The organism is Glycomyces endophyticus (genome assembly GCF_039531525.1).
Taxonomy (GTDB): Bacteria; Actinomycetota; Actinomycetes; order Mycobacteriales; family Micromonosporaceae; genus Glycomyces; species Glycomyces endophyticus.
In genome coordinates, this window is the sequence record NZ_BAAAQF010000004.1 from 305,419 (window position 1) to 325,567 (window position 20,149).

16 protein-coding genes are annotated in these 20,149 nt (G+C 73.5%); 6 read left to right on the plus strand and 10 right to left on the minus strand.

Annotated features, from left to right (window positions below; translation table 11 throughout):
* The first annotated feature begins 162 nt into the window (after positions 1-162).
* The 4 genes from ABD419_RS04545 to rhaS are packed head-to-tail and all read left to right on the plus strand — an operon-like array spanning position 163 to position 4,787.
* On the plus strand, positions 163-1,683 hold the full coding sequence (locus ABD419_RS04545) for a sugar ABC transporter ATP-binding protein (RefSeq protein ID WP_344482317.1): 1,521 nt from the start codon (positions 163-165) through the stop codon (positions 1,681-1,683).
* On the plus strand, positions 1,680-2,693 hold the full coding sequence (locus ABD419_RS04550; protein ID WP_344482320.1) for an ABC transporter permease: 1,014 nt from the start codon (positions 1,680-1,682) through the stop codon (positions 2,691-2,693). Before ABD419_RS04545 ends, ABD419_RS04550 begins: the two co-directional genes overlap by 4 nt.
* Entirely contained in the window at positions 2,686-3,708 is a 1,023-nt protein-coding gene (locus ABD419_RS04555; RefSeq protein WP_344482323.1) for an ABC transporter permease, read from the plus strand. The genes ABD419_RS04550 and ABD419_RS04555 overlap by 8 nt, the downstream gene beginning before the upstream one ends.
* A gap of 14 nt (positions 3,709-3,722) precedes the next feature.
* Entirely contained in the window at positions 3,723-4,787 is a 1,065-nt protein-coding gene (gene rhaS / locus ABD419_RS04560) for a rhamnose ABC transporter substrate-binding protein (RefSeq protein WP_344482326.1), read from the plus strand.
* Between the two features lie 46 nt (positions 4,788-4,833).
* Here the strand turns inward: rhaS and ABD419_RS04565 are convergent, their stop codons facing one another.
* A complete protein-coding gene (locus tag ABD419_RS04565; RefSeq protein ID WP_344482329.1) occupies positions 4,834-5,538 on the minus strand; it encodes a phage antirepressor KilAC domain-containing protein in 705 nt (234 codons plus the stop codon).
* A 230-nt stretch (positions 5,539-5,768) separates the two neighbouring features.
* Here ABD419_RS04565 and ABD419_RS04570 point away from each other — a divergent pair, with 230 nt between their 5' ends.
* A complete protein-coding gene (locus ABD419_RS04570) occupies positions 5,769-9,041 on the plus strand; it encodes a tetratricopeptide repeat protein (RefSeq protein ID WP_344482332.1) in 3,273 nt (1,090 codons plus the stop codon).
* Positions 9,042-9,057: 16 nt separating this feature from the next.
* On the opposite strand, the gene ABD419_RS04575 is transcribed toward ABD419_RS04570, so the two are convergent.
* The 9 genes from ABD419_RS04575 to ABD419_RS04615 form a co-directional block, all read right to left on the minus strand.
* Positions 9,058-9,759 carry an alpha/beta fold hydrolase gene (locus tag ABD419_RS04575; protein ID WP_344482335.1) on the minus strand — a complete coding sequence of 234 codons (702 nt, stop codon included), beginning with the start codon at positions 9,757-9,759 and terminating at the stop codon, positions 9,058-9,060.
* Between the two features lie 145 nt (positions 9,760-9,904).
* On the minus strand, positions 9,905-11,230 hold the full coding sequence (locus ABD419_RS04580; RefSeq protein ID WP_344482337.1) for a metallophosphoesterase: 1,326 nt from the start codon (positions 11,228-11,230) through the stop codon (positions 9,905-9,907).
* A gap of 1 nt (position 11,231) precedes the next feature.
* Positions 11,232-11,978, minus strand: a complete 747-nt coding sequence (locus ABD419_RS04585) for an SDR family NAD(P)-dependent oxidoreductase (RefSeq protein ID WP_344482340.1) — start codon at positions 11,976-11,978, stop codon at positions 11,232-11,234.
* Positions 11,979-12,082: 104 nt separating this feature from the next.
* Positions 12,083-13,105, minus strand: coding sequence for a hypothetical protein (locus tag ABD419_RS04590; RefSeq protein ID WP_344482343.1), 1,023 nt, complete (start codon positions 13,103-13,105; stop codon positions 12,083-12,085).
* A 127-nt stretch (positions 13,106-13,232) separates the two neighbouring features.
* Positions 13,233-17,198 carry a type VII secretion protein EccCa gene (eccCa, locus tag ABD419_RS04595; RefSeq protein WP_344482346.1) on the minus strand — a complete coding sequence of 1,322 codons (3,966 nt, stop codon included), beginning with the start codon at positions 17,196-17,198 and terminating at the stop codon, positions 13,233-13,235.
* 1 nt (position 17,199) lies between these two features.
* Complete coding sequence (gene eccD, locus ABD419_RS04600) at positions 17,200-18,531, minus strand: type VII secretion integral membrane protein EccD (RefSeq protein WP_344482349.1); 1,332 nt, start codon at positions 18,529-18,531, stop codon at positions 17,200-17,202.
* 11 nt (positions 18,532-18,542) lie between these two features.
* Complete coding sequence (locus ABD419_RS04605) at positions 18,543-18,884, minus strand: ABC transporter permease (protein ID WP_344482352.1); 342 nt, start codon at positions 18,882-18,884, stop codon at positions 18,543-18,545.
* On the minus strand, positions 18,881-19,183 hold the full coding sequence (locus ABD419_RS04610; protein ID WP_344482355.1) for a WXG100 family type VII secretion target: 303 nt from the start codon (positions 19,181-19,183) through the stop codon (positions 18,881-18,883). Before ABD419_RS04610 ends, ABD419_RS04605 begins: the two co-directional genes overlap by 4 nt.
* Before the next feature lie 15 nt (positions 19,184-19,198).
* On the minus strand, positions 19,199-19,546 hold the full coding sequence (locus tag ABD419_RS04615; protein ID WP_344482357.1) for a hypothetical protein: 348 nt from the start codon (positions 19,544-19,546) through the stop codon (positions 19,199-19,201).
* A 270-nt stretch (positions 19,547-19,816) separates the two neighbouring features.
* Between ABD419_RS04615 and ABD419_RS04620 the strand changes: the two genes are divergently transcribed.
* Positions 19,817-20,134: a hypothetical protein gene (locus ABD419_RS04620; protein WP_344482360.1), complete on the plus strand. Its 318-nt coding sequence runs from the start codon at positions 19,817-19,819 to the stop codon at positions 20,132-20,134.
* Positions 20,135-20,149 lie beyond the last annotated feature (15 nt).

A 20,149-nucleotide genomic window follows, 5' to 3' on the forward strand; every position in this document is an offset into this window, starting at 1 on the left:
TAAGAGATCAAAGGGGCGAAAGCTGCCAAAGCGCTTGCCGTACGCCTCGAAGCGCCCCCCGCACGGGGCGTGAGCGGAGCGGGGTCTTGACCTGTGGGCCCTGGGGTTTGTAGGCTACCGATTAGATCGATGTATTGAAACGATTCATTACCTGGGGGCCTCTTGTCCGCTCTCCCCGATCCCGCTCCCCCGCCCGTCGTCTCACTGGCGGGCGTCGCCAAGTCCTTCGGCGCCGTGCGCGCGCTGCGCGGCGCGGACCTCGACCTGCACGCCGGCGAGGCCCATGCGCTCGTGGGCGAGAACGGCGCCGGCAAGTCCACGCTGATCAAGGTGCTGGCGGGACTGTACCGCCCCGACGCGGGCACGGTCGCGCTCGACGGCGAACCGGTCGCCTTCGCCGACACCGCCGCCGCGATGGACGCCGGGATCGCCGTCATCTACCAGGAGCCCGCGCTCTTCGGCGACTTCACCGTCGCCGAGAACCTCTTCGTCGGGCGCCAGCCCAAGGGCCGCTTCGGCCTCATCGACCGCGCCGCCATGCGCCGCGACGCGGCCGCGATCTTCGCGCGCCTCGGCGTCCCGATCGACCCCGACCGGCCCGCCAAGGGCCTGTCGATCGCCGACCAGCAGCTCGTCGAGATCGCCAAGGCCATCTCGCGGCGGGCCCGCGTCCTGGTCATGGACGAGCCAACCGCCGCGCTCTCCGGCGTCGAGGTCGAGCGGCTCTTCAAGGTGGTGCGGGCGCTGCGCGAGGACGGCGCGGCCGTCCTGTTCATCTCCCACCGCTTCGACGAGGTCGAGGCGCTGTGCCAGCGCGTCACCGTGATGCGCGATGGCGCGCACGTCTCCACCGACCTCCTCGCCGACGTCACCGTCGAGCAGCTGGTGCGGCGCATGGTCGGGCGCGAGCTCGGCGCGATGTTCCCCAAGCAGGAGGTCGAGCCGGGCGAGGCGGTCCTGGAGGTCGAGGGGCTCACCCGGGAGGGCCTGTGCCGGGACGTGTCGTTCACCGTGCGCGCCGGGGAGATCGTGGCGCTCGCCGGGCTCGTGGGCGCGGGCCGGAGCGAGGTCGTGCAGGCGGTGTTCGGGATCGAGGGGCGCGACGCCGGGCGGGTGCGCGTGGGCGGGCGCGAGCTGGCCCCGGGCGATCCGCGGGCGGCGATGCGCGCCGGAGTGGCGCTGGTACCGGAGGACCGGCGGCAGCAGGGGCTGCTCCTGGACCTGTCGATCGTGCGGAACGCGACCATCACCAGGCGCAATGCGCTGGCGCGCTTCGGGTTCCTCACCGGGGGCGCGGAGCGGCGGGCGGCGCGGGACTGGAGCGCGCGACTGCACGTCAAGCACGGCGGACTCGGGAACGCGGCCGGGACGCTCTCGGGCGGGAACCAGCAGAAGGTCGTGCTGGCGAAGTGGCTGGCGACCGGCCCGAAGGTGCTCATCGTGGACGAGCCGACCCGGGGCATCGACGTGGGGACGAAGGCCGAGGTGCACCGGCTGCTGTCGGGCCTGGCGGCCGACGGGGTGGCGGTGCTCATGGTGTCGTCGGAGCTGCTCGAGGTGCTCGGGATGGCCGACCGGGTCCTGGTGATGCGCGAGGGCCGGATCGCGGGCGAGCTGAGCCGGGCCGAGGCGACCGAGGAGTCCGTGATGCTCCTGGCGACCGGGCAGGAGGCGGCTTTATGACCACTGTGGATGCTAGGACGGGCTCGGCCTGGTTGGACCTGGTGCTGCGGTTCCGGGCGCTGGGGCTGCTCCTGGCGCTCGCGGTGCTGGTGGCGGTGACGGCGTCGCTGAACCCGCGGTTCCTGAGCGGGCAGTCGGTGCGCGACCTGCTGTTCGCGGCGGCGGTGACGCTGCTGCTCGCGTGCGGGATGACGGTGGTGGTGCTGACGCGCGGCATCGACCTGTCGGTGGGCTCGGTCCTCGGGCTGTCGGCGTACCTGACCGGGAGCGCGCTGAGCGCCACCGGTATGGGCACCGCGCCCGCGCTGCTGCTGGGCCTGGCGGTGGGGGCCGCGTGCGGGGCGCTCAACGGCGTGATCATCCACTTCGGACGTGTGCCGCCGCTGGTGGCGACGCTCGGCACGCTGTACGTGCTGCGCGGCGTCGTGTACTTCGCGGCGGGCGGCTCGCGGATCAACGCCTCGGACCTGCCGCCGGGCTTCCTCGACTTCGGCAGCGGCGACGTCCTCGGCGTGCCGTACCTGTTCGCGGTGGCCATGCTGGTCCTGGCCGCGGTCGCGGTGTTCCTGGGGCGGTACCGGGCCGGGCGCGACCTGTACGCGCTCGGGTCGAACCCGGAGGCGGCGCGGCTCGCTGGCGTCCCCGCCGGGCGGCGGCTGATGACGGCGTACGTGCTGTCGGGCGCGCTCGCCGGGCTCGGCGGGGTGCTGTACGCGGCTCGGTTCGGGACCGTGGACGCCTCGGCGGGGTACGGGATCGAGCTCGACGTGGTCGCGGCCGTGGTCGTCGGCGGCGTCGCGATCTTCGGCGGCTCCGGCACGGCGCTCGGCGCCGGGCTCGGGGCGCTGCTGCTCACCGTCATCGACAACGCGCTGCCGGTGCTGCGCATCGACCAGTTCTGGCAGCAGGCGATCGTCGGGGCGCTCATCCTCGCGGCGATCGCCCTCGACCGGCTCGTGAGCGTCAGGGCCGCGAAGGCACTGCGGACGAAGGGGTCCCACGTTGACTGATCCGACGAGCTTCGGGAGCCGGCTCCGCGGCGCGGGCCGGGCACTGGCCACTTGGGACGCCGCGATCATCGCCGCCACCGCGGTGTTCCTCGTGGCCGCGTCGATGACGGTGGAGCACTTCGGGACCGCGCGGAACGCCGGGTACATCGTGCTCGACCTCGCGCCGATCCTGCTGCTGGCGCTGACGATGACGCTCATCGTCGCCACCGGGGAGATCGACCTGTCCGTGGCCAGCACCGTGGGCCTGACCGGCGCCGCGATGGGCGTGATGTGGAACGGCGGCATGCCGTTGGAGGCCATCATGCCGGTCGCCGTGCTCCTCGGCGCGGCCCTCGGCGCCGTGAACGGCCTGTTCGTCACCGGGTTCGGGCTGCCTTCGCTGGCGGTCACCATCGGCACGCTCGCGCTGTACCGGGGCCTGGGATACGTGCTCCTGGGCGACACCGCGGTCGCCGACTGGCCGCGCCTGTTCACCGGGTGGACGCTGGGGCGCATCGGCGACAGCGCGGTGCCGAACGTGCTGGTCCCACTGGTCGTCCTCGCAGTGATATGTGGCGTACTACTGCACGCCACACCCGTGGGCCGCTCGATCTACGCCGCCGGGGCGAACCCGGTCGCCGCCGCCTACGCCGGGATCGCGGTGGGCCGGTTGAAGTTCTGGCTGTACGTCGCCTCCGGCGCGATGGCCGGGCTCGTCGGCGTCCTGTGGACGCTCCGGTACTCCTCGGCGCGCGCCGACAACGCCGCCGGGCTCGAACTCACCGTCATCGCCGTGGTGCTCCTCGGCGGCGTCTCGATCTTCGGCGGGAAGGGCGCCCTCCCGGGCGTGCTCGCCGCCGTGGTCCTGCTGGTGTCGGTGCAGAACGCGCTGCGCCTGGCGCACGTCTCGACCGAGGCGCTCACCGTCGTCACCGGCTCCCTCCTCATCGTCGCCGTCCTCGCACCGAACGCTCTGGGCGCCTTGCGCACCGCACTCCGCAGACGCCGCACCACCGCCAACGGCCGCACCGCATGAAAGGCAGCACGCCCATGAACCGCAGACGCCTGACCCTCCTCACCGCCCCCCTCCTGGCCCTCGTCCTCGCCTCGTGCAGCGGCACCACCCAGGGCGACGACGACGGCGGAGGCGGCCCCGACGACGGCGCCAGCGCCGACCCGAACGCCGAGTTCGAGACCGGCCTGACGTACGCCATGCTCCCGAAGTCGGTGAACAACCCCTACTTCGAGGCCTCCAGCGCGGGCGCGGAGGCGGCCGTGAACACCCTCGGCGGCGAGTTCGAGTACACCGGCCCCTCCGACGCGTCGGCGTCGTCCCAGGTCAGCTATATCGACACGCTGAGCCAGCAGGCCACGGACGTGCTCCTGCTCTCCGCCAACGACCCGAACGCGCTGTGCTCCTCGCTGGAGCAGGCCCGCGCGGGCGGCACCGTCGTCGTCACCTTCGACTCCGATGTGGACCCGGGCTGCCGGGACCTGTTCGTGTCACAGGTCGACAGCGCCGAGGTCGGGCTCTCGCTGCTGGAGATGACGGCCGAGCAGATCGACGCGACCGGCGAGATCGCGATCCTGTCGGCGACGGCCAACGCCAGCAACCAGAACGCGTGGATCGAGGCGATGGAGGCCGAGCTCGCGTCGAACCCGAGCTACGCCGACATGGAGCTGGTCGACGTCGTGTACGGCGACGACGAGGACGAGAAGTCGTTCTCCGAGACGCAGGGCCTGCTCCAGGCCCACCCGGACCTGAAGGCGATCATCTCCCCCACGACCGTGGGCATCGCGGCCGCGGCCCGGTACCTCTCGGGCTCGGAGTCGAAGGGAGCGGTCGCGCTGACCGGGCTCGGCACGCCGAACCAGATGCGCGAGTTCGTGCAGGACGGCACGGTCACCGAGTTCGCGCTCTGGGACCCGACCGCCCTCGGCGAGCTGGCCGCCTACACCGGCGCGGCCGCGGCGTCGGGGATCATCACCGGCGCCGAGGGCGAGGTGTTCACCGCCGGCGGTCTCGGCGAGTACACCGTGGGCGCCGACGGCGTCGTGACGCTCGGGCCGCCGACGCGCTTCAACGCGGAGAACATCGACGACTTCGACTTCTGAAGGCCCGCAACCGGGCGGCCGCTCGCGCGGCCGCCCGGCCAAGGGGTCATCCGCGGTCGGCCTCGATCGCCGCGAGCCCGGCTCCCGGGACGCGGCGCGGGAGTTCCGTCTCGATCGCCGCGAGCGTCTCGCCGGGGACCCGGCGCGGGAGCTCCACGATCACCTCCGTGCGGCCGCCGCCGAGGCGCTCGCGCAGGTCCGCGAGGCCCTTGGCGGTGACGCGGATCTGCGGCGGGTCGATGACCCGGCGGCCGCTGCGGGGGTGGGAGTGGGACTGGGGGATCTCGGACAGCCGTCCCGCGGTGATCGCGGACTGGTAGACGCGCCAGCCGTGGTCGCCGCGCTGCCGGTAGGTCCAGCCGAGGTCGGCCAGGGACGCGAACAGGCGGTTCTGTCCGATCTCGATGGACGGGTCCCGGGAGAGGATCTTCGCCGCGTCGCCCACGGAGAAGTCGCCCCGCCCGGAGGCGAGGACCTCCCACGAGGCGGCCGCGGGCGCGAGGTCGGCGAGCTTGATCTGCAAGCGCCGCTTGGCTTCCAGCGCGGCCAGGTACCGTCGTGCGACCTCGATCTCGTCGAGGTCCTCGGGCTCCACGGGGGTCGTCGCGACGTCGACGTCGGCGGCGATCCCGCGGAGGACGACGGCCGTCTGCGCGGCGTCCTGGTAGCGCTGCCAGGCGCGGTATCCGAGGTGCGGCATGGCGTCCCGCGCGTCGGCGGGGTGCTGCTGAACGGGGGCGGATTCGAGCATGTTCGGCTCCTCTCGGGAGGGCGTCCTCAGCGGCTTCCAAGGACCGTCCTACCTTCGATCATACGTTCGGGGTATGACATTTTCGGCACCCCGAGCGGCATGAATTCCCCCAGTTCAGCGAGAGAATCTCAGTACTTCTGCGGGTGTTCGAACGACCGCCCCGCGGGCGCTCCTGCCCTACCCTTGAAGGCGATCCGCCAGCCCCCTTCTCGCCCACGGGAGTGAGCCACTTGGACGACGCCGCGCCGACCCTCCCGGACCTCCTCCGGCTGCGCCAGCAGGACACCTTCGTGGGCCGCGACTCCCGCATCGCCGAGTTCAGGACCAACCTCGGCCTCCCGCCCGCCGACCCCCGGCGCCGGTACATCGTGAACGTCCACGGCATCGCCGGCGTCGGCAAGTCCTTCCTCCTCCAGCAGTTCCGCCGCATCGCCGACGCCGAGGGCGCGGCCTCCGCCCTGGTGAACGAGGACTACTTCGACATCGTCGACACCATGGCGGCCCTCGCCGCCGACTTCGCCGCCCGCGGCGCCCGACTCACCGGCTTCGAGGCCGGCCTCGCCACCTACCGCCAGCGCCGCAGCGAACTCGAGAGCGACCCCAACGCGCCCCTGGGCGACCTCGTCACCACGACCACCGTCCGCACGGGCCTCGCCCTCGCGAGGACCGTGCCGATGGCCGGCGCCGTCGCCGAGTTCGTCGACGCCGACGCGGTCGCCCTGCAGGCCAACCGCTTCCGCGCCTACCTCGTGCGGCGCTTCGGCAAGAAGGCCGACATCGACCTGCTGCTCAGCCCGATCGACGTCCTCACGCGGGCCTTCGTCGCCGCCGTCAACGAGGTCGCCGCGACCCGCCCCGCCCTGCTCATGTTCGACACGTTCGAGCGCACCGCGCCCTACCTGGAGAGCTGGGTCCTCGACCTCTTCACCGGCAGGTTCGGCGGCCTCTCGGCGAACGCGGTCACGGTGATCGCGGGGCAGCTCCCCCTGTCAGACAACCGCTGGTCGCCGCTGCGCAGCCTCATCGCGGCCCACCCGCTCGAACCGTTCACCGAAGCGGAGGCCCGCGACTTCCTCCACCGCGAAGGCGTCGCCGACGAGGCCGTGGTCGAGGTGATCCTCCCGCTGTCCGGCCGGATTCCCATGTGGCTGGCGACCCTCGCCGAGCACGTCCCCGAGGACCCGGGCGACGTCCTCGACCCCAGCGACGACGCCGTCAAGCGGTTCCTCAAGTGGGAACCGGACGACCAGCGGCGCAAGCTCGCCAAGGCCGCCGCCCTCCCCCGCCGCTTCAACCACGACGTCCTCCGCGCGATCCCCGGCGCGGACGGCGCCGACGACCTGTTCGGCTGGCTCCTCCAGCTGCCCTTCGTCTCCCGCACCGGCGACCACTGGCGCTACCACGACGCCGTCCGCGACCCGATGCTCCGCCTCGCCCGCATCACCTCCCCGCAGCAGTGGCGCGACCAGCACCGGGCCCTCGCCGACCACTTCGCGGCCGAGCAGGAGGCCACCGGCCTCACCGGCGACGACCGCTGGCCCGACCCGGTCTGGCAGAGCCTGGCGATGGAGGAGCACTACCACCGCCTCTGCGCCGCACCGCGGCACGCGCTGCGGGCGGCGTTCGCCGCGGCCGTGGACGCCTCCGACGAGGGGATCTCGCCGGCGCGCCGGTGGACGGCGATGCTCACCGCGGCCGGCGGCGACGCCGGGTCGGAGCGCCTGCGCTCCTGGGGCACGCGCCTGACCGGCCTGCTGAAGGACCGGGACGACGACACCGCGTTCCTGACGGCGCTCATCGACAGCGGCGAGCTGGACCACGACGCGCTCGCGAACGCGCTCGCGGGCCGCGGGTGCTCGCATCGCAACCAGCACCGGTACGGGCAGGCGCTCGCCGACCTCGACCGGGCGGTGGGCCTGCGATCCGACCAGGCGCACTTCTACTACTGGCGCGGCCTCACCCACCGGTTCCTGAACCGGAGCGACGACGCCGTCGCCGACTTCACGCGCGCCCTCGAACTCCGGCCCGGGAGCAGCGTCTACTACGCGCAGCGCGGCGTCGAGTTCCGGCTCGCCAGAAGATACGACGAGGCGCTCGCCGACTTCGACCGCTCGATCGCCATCGCCCCCGGCAGCGTGCGGCGCCTCGAAGACCGCGGGATCACCTACCAGTTGACCGAGCGGTTCGAGGAGGCGCTCGCCGACTTCGGCGCCGCGCTCGCGATCGACCCCGACGACGACGACAACCTCGCCCAGCGCGGGTACACCTACCATCTGCTCGATCGGCACGAGGAGGCGCTGCGCGACCTGAACCGCGCGCTGGAGCTCAACCCGGACGCGAGCTGGACGTACGGCCTCCGCGGCATCGTCCACGCGTCGCAGGACCGGGAGGCGGAGGCGCTCGCCGACTTCGACCGCGCCGTCGAGCTCGACCCCGACCTGGGCATGCCCTTCACCCGGCGCGGGGGGCTGTACCGCACGCTGGGACGTCACCAGGAGGCCCTCGCCGACCTCGACCGGGCGATCGAGCTCGACGCCGCGGACTACCAGGCGTATGTGCAACGCGGTGTGCTGCACGCCGACCAGGGGCGTCAGGACCTGGCCCTGGCCGACCTGGACCGGGCGATCGCGATCGATCCGCGAAGCGACTGGAGCCTCGTCCACCGGGCGCAGACCCTCCGCGCCGTGGAGCGCTACCGCGAGGCGCTGGCCGACCTGGACCGCGCGGTCGCGCTCCGCCCCGACGACCCCTGGGTGCTCACGCAGCGCGGCCGGACGTACGTCGAGGCGGGCCGGTTCGGCGAGTCGTTCGCCGACTTGGACCGGGCGATCGCACTCGACCCCGGGTACGGCAGCGCCTATGTCCAGCGGGCCCGGGCCCACCGGTCGCTCGGGCGGTACGAGCAGGCCCGCGACGACTTCGACCGGGCGGCCGCGCTCGTCCCGGAGTACGAGGAGGCGATCGCCCAGCGCGGGGAGATGCACCGCCTGCTCGGCGATCTCGACGCGGCGCTCGCCGACTTCGACCGGGCTGTCGCGCTCGCACCGGACGACACCTGGAACCCGGCGGAGCGCAGCCTGGTGCACCTGTTGCGCGGCGACCCGGACGCGGCGACGGCGGATCTGGCCGCGGCGCGGACGACCGACCCTTCGAGCAGCTGGTGGCGGTACTCGCAGGGGTTGATCCTCAAGTCCACCGGGAGCGACGAGGAGGCCGCGGCGGAGTTCCTCGCGGCCGTCGACCTGGTGCGGGCGGAGGCGGCCGCGGAGCCCGACGCGTGGCCCCACCGGTTCAACGCGGTGCTCTACCTGCTGCTGGCAGGGCGGATCGAGGCCGCACGGGAGCATCTCCGCGAGGTGCTCGCGGCGGCGCCGCCGCCCTTCGCCTCGTTCGAGTTCCTGCGGGACCTCGCGGTCCTCACCGCCTGCCCGGGCCTCGACGTCGAGGGCGTCGACGAGTTCGAGCGGGCGGTCGCCGAGCACCTCGGCAGACCGCCCGCGTGACCGCGGCGCTGAGCCGTCAGGCCTTGCCGACCGCCGAGACGAGCGCGTCGGCCAGTTCGGCGGGCTTGGTGAACTGGGGCCAGTGGCCCGTCGGCAGGTCGATGTAGGTGACGTCCTTGACCGCGGCGGGCTCCTTGACGAACGGGACGCCCTGCTCGATCCAGGCGAGGATCATGGCGCTGCTGAACTCGCAGCAGATGATCGTGGCCGGCACGTCGAAGCGGCGCTCGTCGGAGAGGACCTGCTGGTCGTAGGCGACGCCCTTGGGGGTGGGGATGGCGCGGGCCCGGAAGGCCTCGCGCAGTTCGGGGGTGAGGTCCACGAGGTCCTCGTCCTCGAAGACGTTCCAGTCCGGCAGCGGGATCTCGCCGTCGACCACCGGCAGCTCGTCGTTGATGACGCCGCCGGGGCCGAGCGGCGCCGAGTCCACGTAGACGACCCGCGCGATCCGGTCGGGCCGGGCGTCGGCCACCGCGTGCGCGACCGCGCCGCCGCCCGAGTGGCCCACGAGGACCACGGGGCCGTCGAGCTCGTCGACCTTCGCGACGACGTGGTCGACGTGGTCGCGCAGGCCGATGCCGGAGCGGTCGGCGTCGCGGGACTCCATGCCCGGCAGCGTCAGCGCATGGGTCCGGTGCCCGGCCTTCTCCAGCGCGGGGGTGATCTCGTCCCAGGAGGACGCGTCGAGCCAGAACCCGGGAATCAGAATGATGTCCATGGCCCCGACCCTAGCGGCGCCCACCGACATCCCGCCCGCCTTCGCCGGTCCTCGCCGAGCCTCGTCAGCGGCGACCGCCGGCCGGGGCCGACCCGGGCCGCTCGAACCGGCCGGGCTCGTCCCGAGGAGCCCGAGCCGCCCTGGACTACGCCGAGCGGAGGGTCATCACGGTGATGTCGGCGTCGGCGCCCACGCGGATCGGGGGGCCGTTGGTGCCGGCGCCGTTGGTGACGTACACCTGGGTGCCGTGGTGGGTCTCGAGGCCGGTGAGCTGGCCGCTGCGGAGGCGGGAGAGGTAGTGGACGGGCCACATCTGGCCGCCGTGGGTGTGGCCGGAGAGCTGGAGGTCGACGCCGTACCCGGCGAGGCGGTCGACGGCGGAGGGCTGGTGGGCGAGGAGGACGACCGGGCGGGCGGGGTCGCGGTCGCCTAGGGCCGCTTCGAAGTCGGGGCCGGTCTCGGTGTCGAGGCCGCGCTGCTCGACGATGAGGTCGTTGACGCCGGCGAGGTCGAAGGCGGGCAGCTCGACCCGCGTGTTCGGGAGGCCGGTCATGCCGAGCTCGGCGACGCGGTCGTACCAGGCGTCGGCGCCCACGTAGTGCTCGGCGTTCCCGGCCACGAAGTACGCGCCGTCGCGGGCCGCGAGGTCCGCGAGTGGCTCGGTCTCGCGGCGGATCTGGTCCGCCTCGTTGCTCGCCAGGTCCCCCACGAACGCGATCAGGTCGGCGTCGGCGCTGTTGATCCGGTCGACGACGCGCTCGCAGTAGCCGCGGCCCCGGAGCATGGAGAAGTGCGTGTCGCCGACGATCGCGATCCGGTAGCCGTCGTAGCGCCGGTCGAGCTTCGGGAGGGCCACGGTGAGCGGCTTCAGCGGCGGCGTGCGGTAGGCCTCGTAGAGGCCGTGCCCGACCGTGCCGACCGCGATCGCGCTCGCCCCCAGCCCGATCGCGCGGGAGACGACGCGGCGGCGGGACAGGCCTCCGGGGGTGCCCTCGGGTTCGGCGACCGCACGGCGGGCGAGGGCGAGCGGGCCTTTCGCGGGTGCTTGCTCTGCGGCGGGAGTCCGTCGCGGCTCTTCCGGCTCAACGGCCCGCACCGGACCGTCCTGCGAGGCGCCCCCGGTCGCGGCCCCGCTATCAGCGGCTTCACCGGTCTTCCTGCGGCGCAGCAGGAGCCACCGGAGCGGCTCGGTGACGACGAGCAGGCCGAACAGGTACATGAACACGCCGAACCAGATCCAGCCCGGCCAGCCGACGAACTGCTGGAAGCCCATCGGCGCGCCGGAGGGCGCGAAGAAGCGGGCGAGGAGGCCGAACGCGGCCAGCAGGCCGAGGAGGACCGCGCCGATCGGCCGCCACTTCGAGCCGGGCCGGGTCGTGTCGCGGCAGAGGCGCAGCCACGCGTACCCGTGCAGGGCGGCGAAGCCGATCGTGACGGCGAGGAGCCGGACGACGAACCAGGCGAGGGCCATGTCAGCGGCCGGCCAGCGCGCCGCCGTTGGACTGGATGATCTGGGCGGTCACGTGGCCGGCCTCGGGCGAGGCGAGCCAGGCGGTGAGCGCGGCGACGTCGGCGGGCGCGCCGGGGCGGCCGTTGTGGGTCTGGCCGACGAGCATGGTGCGGCGCTCCTCGGTCATGGCGGTGCCGAAGAACTCGGTGTCCTCGATGTACCCGGGGGCGATGACGTTCGCGGTGATGCCGCGCGCGCCGAGTTCGGCGGAGAGGTCGATCGCGTACGGGTGCAGGGCGGCCTTGGACCCGGCGTAGCTGCCGGAGCCGGAGCCGCGGTAGGCGGCGATGGAGCTGTAGAGGAGGATGCGGCCGTCGTCGTTGAGGATCGGCTTGAGGACCTCGACGAGGTGGACGGCGGTCATCACGTTGAGGCGCAGGTTCGCGGTCCACGCCCAGGAGGCGCGCTCGAAGCCCTTGGGGAGGTCCTCCGGGGGCTTGGCGGCGGCGTTGCCGCCCGCGACGGCGGCGATGACGTCGATGCGACCGGCGCGTTCGGAGGCGTGCTGGAGGACGGCGACGGCGCCTTCGGGGGTCTCGAGGTCGGCGGCCACGTGCGAGGCGCGCTCGCCGATGCGCTTCGCGGCCGCGGCGAGGACGTCGTCCCGGCGTCCGGTGAGGATGACGTCGTCGCCTTGGGCGGCAAGGCGTTCGGCCACGGCGAGTCCGATGCCGGTGCCGCCGCCGCTGACGACTGCGGTGCGTGCCATGCGGTGCTCCTTCGGTCGTGTGCGGATCCGGGCACGACTCTAGGGCCTGTCCCGTGCATCCGGACGGGCGGTATCCGGCCCCGCCGGGACGCACGGGACAGGCCCTAGCGCGGCGCGGCCGTCCGGGCGGCGCGGCGCATCGACCACCAGGTGAGGGCGATGACGAGGAGCGTCATGGCGGCGTTGTTGACGTACTTCGCGACCGGGTCGGTCTCGCCGATCGGGTCGGTGAGGAAGCTGGGGAGGACGACGGCGAACAGCGCGCCCGCCGCGAGCGCGGTGGTGTGGCGGCGCTGCCAGGTCGCGGAGCGGGACCAGTGGACGATCGCGGCGGCGCCCGCGGCGATGAGCGCCGCGCCGACGGCCGCGCCGGTCCAGGAGTGGGACCAGCTCGCGGCGGTGATCAGGACGACCGCGGCGGGGATGAGGACCGCGGGCGGCGGCACGCGCCGTTGGTGCGTGTGGTCCCGGCTGCGGCCCAGGAGGAGTGCGAGGGCGATGCCGACCGCGGCGGCGGTCGCGGCGCCGGTGATCTGGGCGGCGGAGGCGTGGTCGGTCTCGGTCGCGAGGTGGTCTTGGAGCACGAAGTACGCGGCGGCGAGGTAGAGGATCGCGGTGACGGCGAGGCCGGGGGCGCGGAGCCAGGGCCGCTGGTGGTCGCGCGCGTCGATCGCCTCGACGATCGCGATGGGGGCGGTGAAGCTCCAGATGACGTGGCCGCCGATGAAGGTCGTCGCGGCGGCGGCGCTGAGGCCGAGCGGGTCGATCCAGGTGGGGCCGGTCAGCTCGTCCCAGTAGTCGATGCCGCGGTAGTTGGAGGAGAACAGGGACTGGTCGACGATGCCGGCCTGCACGATGCCGGCCGCGGCGGCGAGGAGCAGGACGCCGGGCCAGCCGAGTCCGGCGCGGCGGGCGGTCTCGCGGATGAGGAGTGCGGGAGCGCCGTACAGCGCCGCTCCGAAGAGGACGGTGACGAGGAGGGCGGCCGGGTCGCCGGTGGTGACGTCGTACCCGGAGAGCATCTCGGCGCAGACCGGCGAGAGGAGGGCGAGGCCGATCGCGGGGGCGAGGCGGCGGGCGAGCGGATCGCGCCGGCGGGAGGGGCGCGGGGAGTCGATCGGGTCCATGCCTCGACGGTAGGGGCCGGACCCGGTGCGGCGCATCGTCCTGCGGTACCGGGACGGGTGGCAGGAGTATCGATCGGCCGATACCGAAGTCGGCGGGGCGGCGACGCCCGTCGCCGCTCGCGTTCGCTCAGACCCTGGCGATCTGGACGAGGTCCGGGTTCTCCCCCCGCCTGGTGAGGAGGGCGCGGCCGGGCGGGAGCTGGCGGCTGGCGGTGCCGTTGACGAGGCGGCCTTCGAGGCGGTCGCCGGAGAAGAGGAGGCCGGGGCTGGACATGTCGCAGAGCTGGCGCAGCAGCGGTTCGTAGACGGCGCGGCTCGCGCCGCCGGTGCGGCGGGCCAGGATGAGGTGAAGGCCGAGGTCGGCGCCGTGGGCGGCGAGTTCGGTGAGGGGCGCGAGGGGGTTTCCGGCGGAGGTGGGCACGAGGTCGTAGTCGTCGACCACGACGAAGATCTCCGGCCCGGTCCACCAGTCGCGGTCGCGCAGCTGCTGCGGGGTGACGTCGGGCCCGGGGAGGCGCTTCTTGAGGGCCTCGGCGAGCTCGAAGGCGTTCTGCGCGGCGTGCGCGCCGGTGTTGCAGTAGGTGATGAGGTGGTCCTCGGGGACCTCTTCGAGGTGGGAGCGGCGGTAGTCGACGAGGAAGATCCCGGCCTCGTCGCTGGGGCGGCGCACGATCTGGCGCATGACGGTGCGCAGGAGGGTGCTCTTGCCGGTCTGGGTGTCGCCGAAGACGACCAGGTGCGGGTCGGTCCGGAAGTCGAGGGCGGCGGGCCGCAGGTCGCTCTCGGCGACGCCGAGGACCGGCGCGAGGGCGTGCGGGTCGCCGGGGGCCGGGGTGCGCGCGGGCGGCACGAGTTCGTGCAGCGCGACGTCGACGGGGAGGGCCTTGACGGCGGCGACGCCGGGTCCGGGCCAGCGGCGGCGCACGGCCTCGGCGAGGTCGGCGAAGCCCTCCGCGAGGTCCGCGGTGGTGTCGACGCCGTCGATGCGCGGCAGGGCGATGTGTCCGAACCGCTTGTCGGCGTTGAGGACCCGCCCTGGGACTTCCTTGGGGAGCTCTTCGATGAGCTTGCGGTCGATGCCGGAGTCGAAGGCGTCGGCGAGGCGCAGTTCGATGCGGCCGGAGACGGCGGCGGCGAGGCGGGCGCGGATCTGGGTGGAGTTCACGGCCGTGAGCAGGGTGTGGACGCCGAGCGCGGGGCCGCGGGAGGCGATCTCCATGACGAGGTCGTTGGCGTCCTCTTTGGCCTCGGTGAGGCCGCCCCAGCCGTCGACGGCGAGGAGCACGTCCCCGGGGACGTCGACGCGGCCTTCGGCGGCGGCCCGCCTGAGTCCCGCGGCGGAGTCGATTCCATTGGCGCGCATGAGGTTCTCGCGGAGGTCGAGGAGGTTGCGGACCTCGGCGAGGGTGCGGGCGACGAGTTCGGGCTCGGCGCGCCCGGCGGCGACGGCGACGTGCGGGAGGCGGCCCAGGGACCCGAGGGACCCGCCGCCGTAGTCGACGACGTAGGCGGCGAACGCGGTCGGCGGGTAGCGGAGGGCGAGGCCGGAGACGAGCGTGCGCAGGAGCGTGGACTTCCCGGAGGTCGGCGCGCCGAGGACGGCCAGGTTGGCGTCGGCCCCGGTGAGGTCCCATTCGAGGGCGTCCTGGCGCTGCTCGCGCGGGTGGTCGGCGAGGCCGAGGACGGCGCGGAGTCCCGCGCCGGGCTCGGCGGGCCCGGTGTCGAGCGCCGAGAGCGACAGGGCCTCGGGCAGCGGCGGGAGCCACACCGGGCGGACCGACGCGATGCCGTTCATGCGGGCCGCGAGGCCGAGGGAGGCGACGAGGACGCGGAGCACCGAGTGCTCGGGGTCGGGCTGCTCGCCGCCGGGGCGCAGGGCCGCGGAGTTGACGAGGGCGTCGAGGACGTTGACGACGGGCGGCACCGGCCACGGCAGCACCGGGAGGCTTCGCTGCTCGACCTCGCGCGGCGGGGTGTACTTGCCGGAGACCATGGCGGCCTTGAACCTCGTGAAGATCGTGGTGTCCACTTTGAGGTATCCGGAGCCGGGTTCGGGCGGGAGCCGGTAGGCGTCGGGCACGCCGATGGCCTCGCGGCTCTCGCCTTCGGAGAACGTGCGCAGGCCGATCCGGTAGGACAGGTGCGATTCGAGGCCGCGCAGGTGCGCCGACTCGAGGCGCTGCGTGGCCAGGAGCAGGTGCACGCCGATGGACCGGCCGATGCGCCCGACGGCGACGAACAGGTCCGAGAAGTCGGGCTTGGCGGTGAGCAGCTCGGAGAACTCGTCGATGATGACGAGGAGGTGCGGCAGGGCCTCCATCTGCGGGTTCGCCTCGCGCAGGCGGGCGTAGGCGTGGACGTTGGGGAGGTTCCCGGCGTCCTTGAGGATCTGCTGGCGGCGGGCCATCTCGCCGTACAGGGCCTCGGCGAAGCGGTCGACGAGGCCGAGGTCGTCGGCGAGGTTGGTGATCGCGCCGGCGCTGTGCGGCAGGTCGTCGCAGTCGGCGAACGTCGCACCGCCCTTGAAGTCGACGGTGAGGAGCGCGAGCCGGTCCGGCGGGTGGCGCACCGCGAGCGCCGCGACGAGGGTGCGCAGGGCCTCGGACTTGCCGGAGCCGGTGGCGCCCACGATGAGTCCGTGCGGGCCCATGCCGCCGAGCGCGGACTCCTTGAGGTCGAGCTCGACGACGCGGCCGTCGGCGTCCACGGCGAACGGGACGCGCAGCAGGGAGGACTCCTCGCGCGGTGCCCACGTGCGGCGCCAGTCCACTTCGGCCGGATCGGCGACGCCGAGGATGTCGGCGAGGCCGTGGACGCCGGAGAGCGCGTGCGAGACGTCGTCCAGGTCGAGGCGCCAGGGGCTGACGGCGCGGGCGATCGCGGCGAGGTCGGCGGGGGCGAGCCGGTCGGGGCGGCCGTCGCTGGTGGTCTCGGCGACGGCGCCGTCGCCGCGTTCGATGCGGGTCACCGAGATCCGGTCGGCGTCCACCCTGATCCGGGCGGCGGTGTGCTCCGGTTCCTGCCGCTGCTCGGCGACGAGGGTCCAGACGTGGAGTCCGAGCAGCTCGTTCGCGCCGGCGTCGGGGAGGACGCCGGGCAGGGACACCTGGTGCTCGCCGTCGACGACGACGAGGAGCCGGCGCGTGCCGGGCCCGGGCGGGCCGCCCCGGCGGCGGCGCAGCTCGGCGGCGCGCAGGGCCAGGTCGTCGGCGAGGAGCTCGGCGAGTTCGGCGGTGGTCGGGGCGATGAGCGGGACGGGGGCCTCGGCGGCGGTGGGGTCGGCGAGGAGGTGCGGGAGCCATGCCAGCTTCGTCCACTCGGGAGCGACGCTGGGGTGGGCGACGATCGCGATCCGCAGGTCCTCGGGCGCGACGAGGACCGCGAGCTGGGCGAGCATCGCCTGGGCGGCGGCGCGGGTGCGCGGGAACTCGCCGACGATCGAGGCCTCCCCGATGTCCCCCACCGGGAGGGTGAGCGGCTGGTCGGCGAGGTTCGCGTACTGGTCGACGAGCTCCTCCGCGCCCGAGTGGCACACGGGGTCGTAGACGACGAGCGGGCTCTGCTCGTCGATCTTCAGCGTCAGCTTGCGGCTCAACGGGACCGAGGCGAGGCCGCATCTGACGTGCAGCAGGTCGGGGTCCGAGCCGCGCCGCTCCCAGCGCCGCCCGGGGTCGCACGCGAGGCCCAGGAGCAGGCCGGGGTGCGGGTGGCGGCGGGCGGCGTGGTCGCGCTGCGCCTTGACGGCCTCGCGGATGGTGTGCCGGGCGTCCTCGAGGTAGTCGAGGTACCGCTCGCGCTCCTGCCGGAGCTTGCGGCGGGGCCCGGACCGCATGGCCACGAACAGGACCACGCCCATCGCGACGCTCGCGACGAGCATGAGCAGCCCGGCCGTGGCGTACAGGGGGCGGCCGAGGTTCGACAGGACCATGATCATCGCGCCCGAGCCGGACATGAGCGGCATCATGAGCATCGGCGCGCCCATCACCGCCGACGGCGGATCGCCGAGGGCCGGAGGGGAGGCGAGCGTGATCGGCTCGGCCGAGACCTCGGGGGCGGGGCGGCGCGCCGGGCGGCGGACGACCTCGGTGCCCATGTCAGATCCCGCCGATCATCGCGTACAGGCCCGAGAGGTGCCCGGCGAGGGCGATCATGCCGGCAACCAGGAGCGTCTCGGCGACGGCGACCACGCGCCGCCACCACGCGGCCGAGACGGCCGAGCGCGAGACCGAGGCGACCGAGACGTAGGCGAGTCCGGCCAGGACCGCGAGCGCGGGCAGCCACGAGAGCAGGGGGTCGGAGTGGCCGATCCACAGCCACGCCGACCATGCGGCGGCGGCCATGCCGGTGAGGCGCAGGGGCGCGACGTGGCGCACCAGCTCGAAGATCCGCGAGCGGGTCAGCAGCGCGAGCGCGCCGCCCGCGCCCATGAGCGAGGCCCACGGGTCGATCTGGGCCGCAAGGAGGGCCGAGGCCGCGGCGGCGGAGGCGGCGAGGCCGCAGACGGCGCCGGTGAGGCGGGCGTCGGTGGCCTGGAGGCGACGGGCCAGGTGCTCGTCGCTGGTCGGCTCGCCCGCGCGCACCTCGCGGTCGAGGGCGAACAGGCCTGCGGTGGACATGGCGAGGCGGGGTACGAGCGCGATCGCGAAGAGCGCGATGAGGAGGACGAGGGTCTCGGCGCTGACGGCGGCGAGTCCCATGCGGGCCCAGAGGGCCCAGGCGAGGGCGCCGAGGGCGAGCGCGGTCGCGAGGCCGACGGCGTAGGCGGTGGCGAGGCGGGCCCCGGCGCGGGCGGCGACGACGAACGCGAGGGCGGCGAGGCCGGCGCCGATCAGGCGGGTGGACTGGTGGGCGCCGCCGTCGGCGGCGAGGACGTCGACGGCGGTGTGGCCGACGCGCCCGGCCCACAGGGCCCCGCCGGTGAGGGCGAGGTGGGTCATGAGGTCGTGCTGGCGGGCGGACCACCAGGACATGAGGACGGCGAGGAGGCAGACGAGGCCGCCGGTCAGGAGGATCGCGGGGTCGGCGCCGGGGCTGAACGCGGCGGCGGCGACGAGAATGCCGGCGGTGGCGACGGCGAGGAGGCGGCCGGTGCCGGACTCCCAGCGGGCGCCGCCGGCGTCGATCGCGTCCTCGACGGCGTCGCGCACGTCCTCGACGGTGTCGGGGAGGGCCGCGGCGGTGGCGTCGTGGAGGAGGAGCACGCCGCCGTCGGGGACGCCGGCCTCGGCGAGCGTCCCGGACGGCGCGAACGTGATGCCGTCCATCGTGGACAAAGCCCAGCCGGTGCCGTCGGCCTCGGGCTCGTCGGGCCCGGTGTGGCGCAGCAGCTGCGGGAGGAGTTCGGCGACGGGCAGGTCGTCGGGGAGGGCGAGGTCGCGGGTGGCGCGGGGGCCGACGACGGTGACGGTGCTGTATCGACCGGGCAAGGTGGGCCTTCTCAGTCCGGGCTGAAGGAGTACGGGGCGGATACGGTCGCGTCGCGCTCGGCCGCTTCCTCGGCCTCGCGCTGCCGCTGCTTCTCGAAGGCGCCGGCGACGGCGATCCCGGCGACGATGAGGGCCACCGCCACGGCGCCGATGAGGGCGGCGGGCCAGAGGGGCTGGCGCTGCCGCCAGCTCCGCGCGGAGCCGTAGAGGACGGCGGCGCGGAGCTGGCGGCGGCGCAGCGCGGCGGCCTGGAGCACGTAGCGCTCGCTCTGGCCGGTGCGCCGCATGACCATGGGGGCGAGCTCGGTCCCGGCCTCGGCCGGTCTCGGCTGCGCCGGCTGCGGGTCGGTCAAGAGCCCCACATGCCGTTGATGCGGGTGATGGAGCCGTTCCAGTTGGTGCCGGCGTCCTCGGTGGCGGTCGCGAGCTTGTTGAACGCGGCCTGCACGTCGGTGAACTCGGTCTCGCTGGTCTTGTTGAAGGTGGTGAAGCCCTCGAGACCGGCGCCGGTCCACTTGGGGGAGACGGTGCCGACCGCGGTCTGGATCTGGCCGAGGATGCCCTCGAAGCGGCCGCGGTAGGTGTGCTGGACGCCCGCGAGGTTCTGGAGCTCGCCGACGTTGCCGTACAGTTCGAAACCTTGTCCAGGCATTGTGGAGCGTCCTTTCTAGGCCACGCCGATGTTGATCGGCTTGATCGCGGGCATCGCGCCGGGGACGGCGGCGAAGCCGGCCTCGTTGGCGTCGTCGGTGGTGAAGCCCTCGGTACTGGTGGAGCCCTGGGTCATGGCGCTGACGCCGTACTTGTCGGCGAGTGCGTTGTAGGCGGTGACGAACTCGGCCTTGGCGGTCCGGAAGGCGGCGAGCGCGTTGCCGCCCTGGGCGTTGACGTCATTCTCCATCTCCTGGATGAGCGCCTGGAGCTGACCGAAGAGCTCTTCGACGGAGAGGGAGTGGTCGTTGGCGCTGACGTTGAGCGCATTGGCCTCTGTGAGACCGAATTCGTTTCCGGCCATGGGGGTTCCTCCTTTGAGCAGGATGCGAATGGCCCGTGCTGGGGAGCGTATCGGTTCATGTTGACACGCCCGTGAAGCAGAAGTAAAGAGCGCCCGCAACCACTCCGGACACTCGGGAGCCGATTGCGCGACTCCTGCATCATTCTTCACTTCCGGTGGGGCGCAAGCAAGACAGTTCACATGATGTTCTTCCGATCATCACCGATTCCCGATACGCTGACGTCGATCCGCGCCTGCACACCCCCTGGAGGTCCGATGGACTTTGTCGGCATGAACCCCGATCAGGCCAGCACCAAAGGCGGTCTGACGATCGACAGCGCCGAGCAGTTCGGCACTCTCAAGGGCGAGCTCCTCGGCATCGTCAACCAGTGCGTCGCCGCCGCGGGCGAACCCGAGGTCGTCGAGGGCTACGACGAGTTCGGCGCCACCTGGTCGACCGACCTCGGCAAGACCGCCGACCACGGCGTCAGCGTCGGCGGCACCACCCACGCCACCGTGGGCGACGGCGTCGGCACCGACACCGACAACGCCGGGCTCCAGAGCGTCGACGCGCCCGCGCCCAGCGCCCCCTCGATCAGACCGGTCTGACCCCGCTCGAAGGAG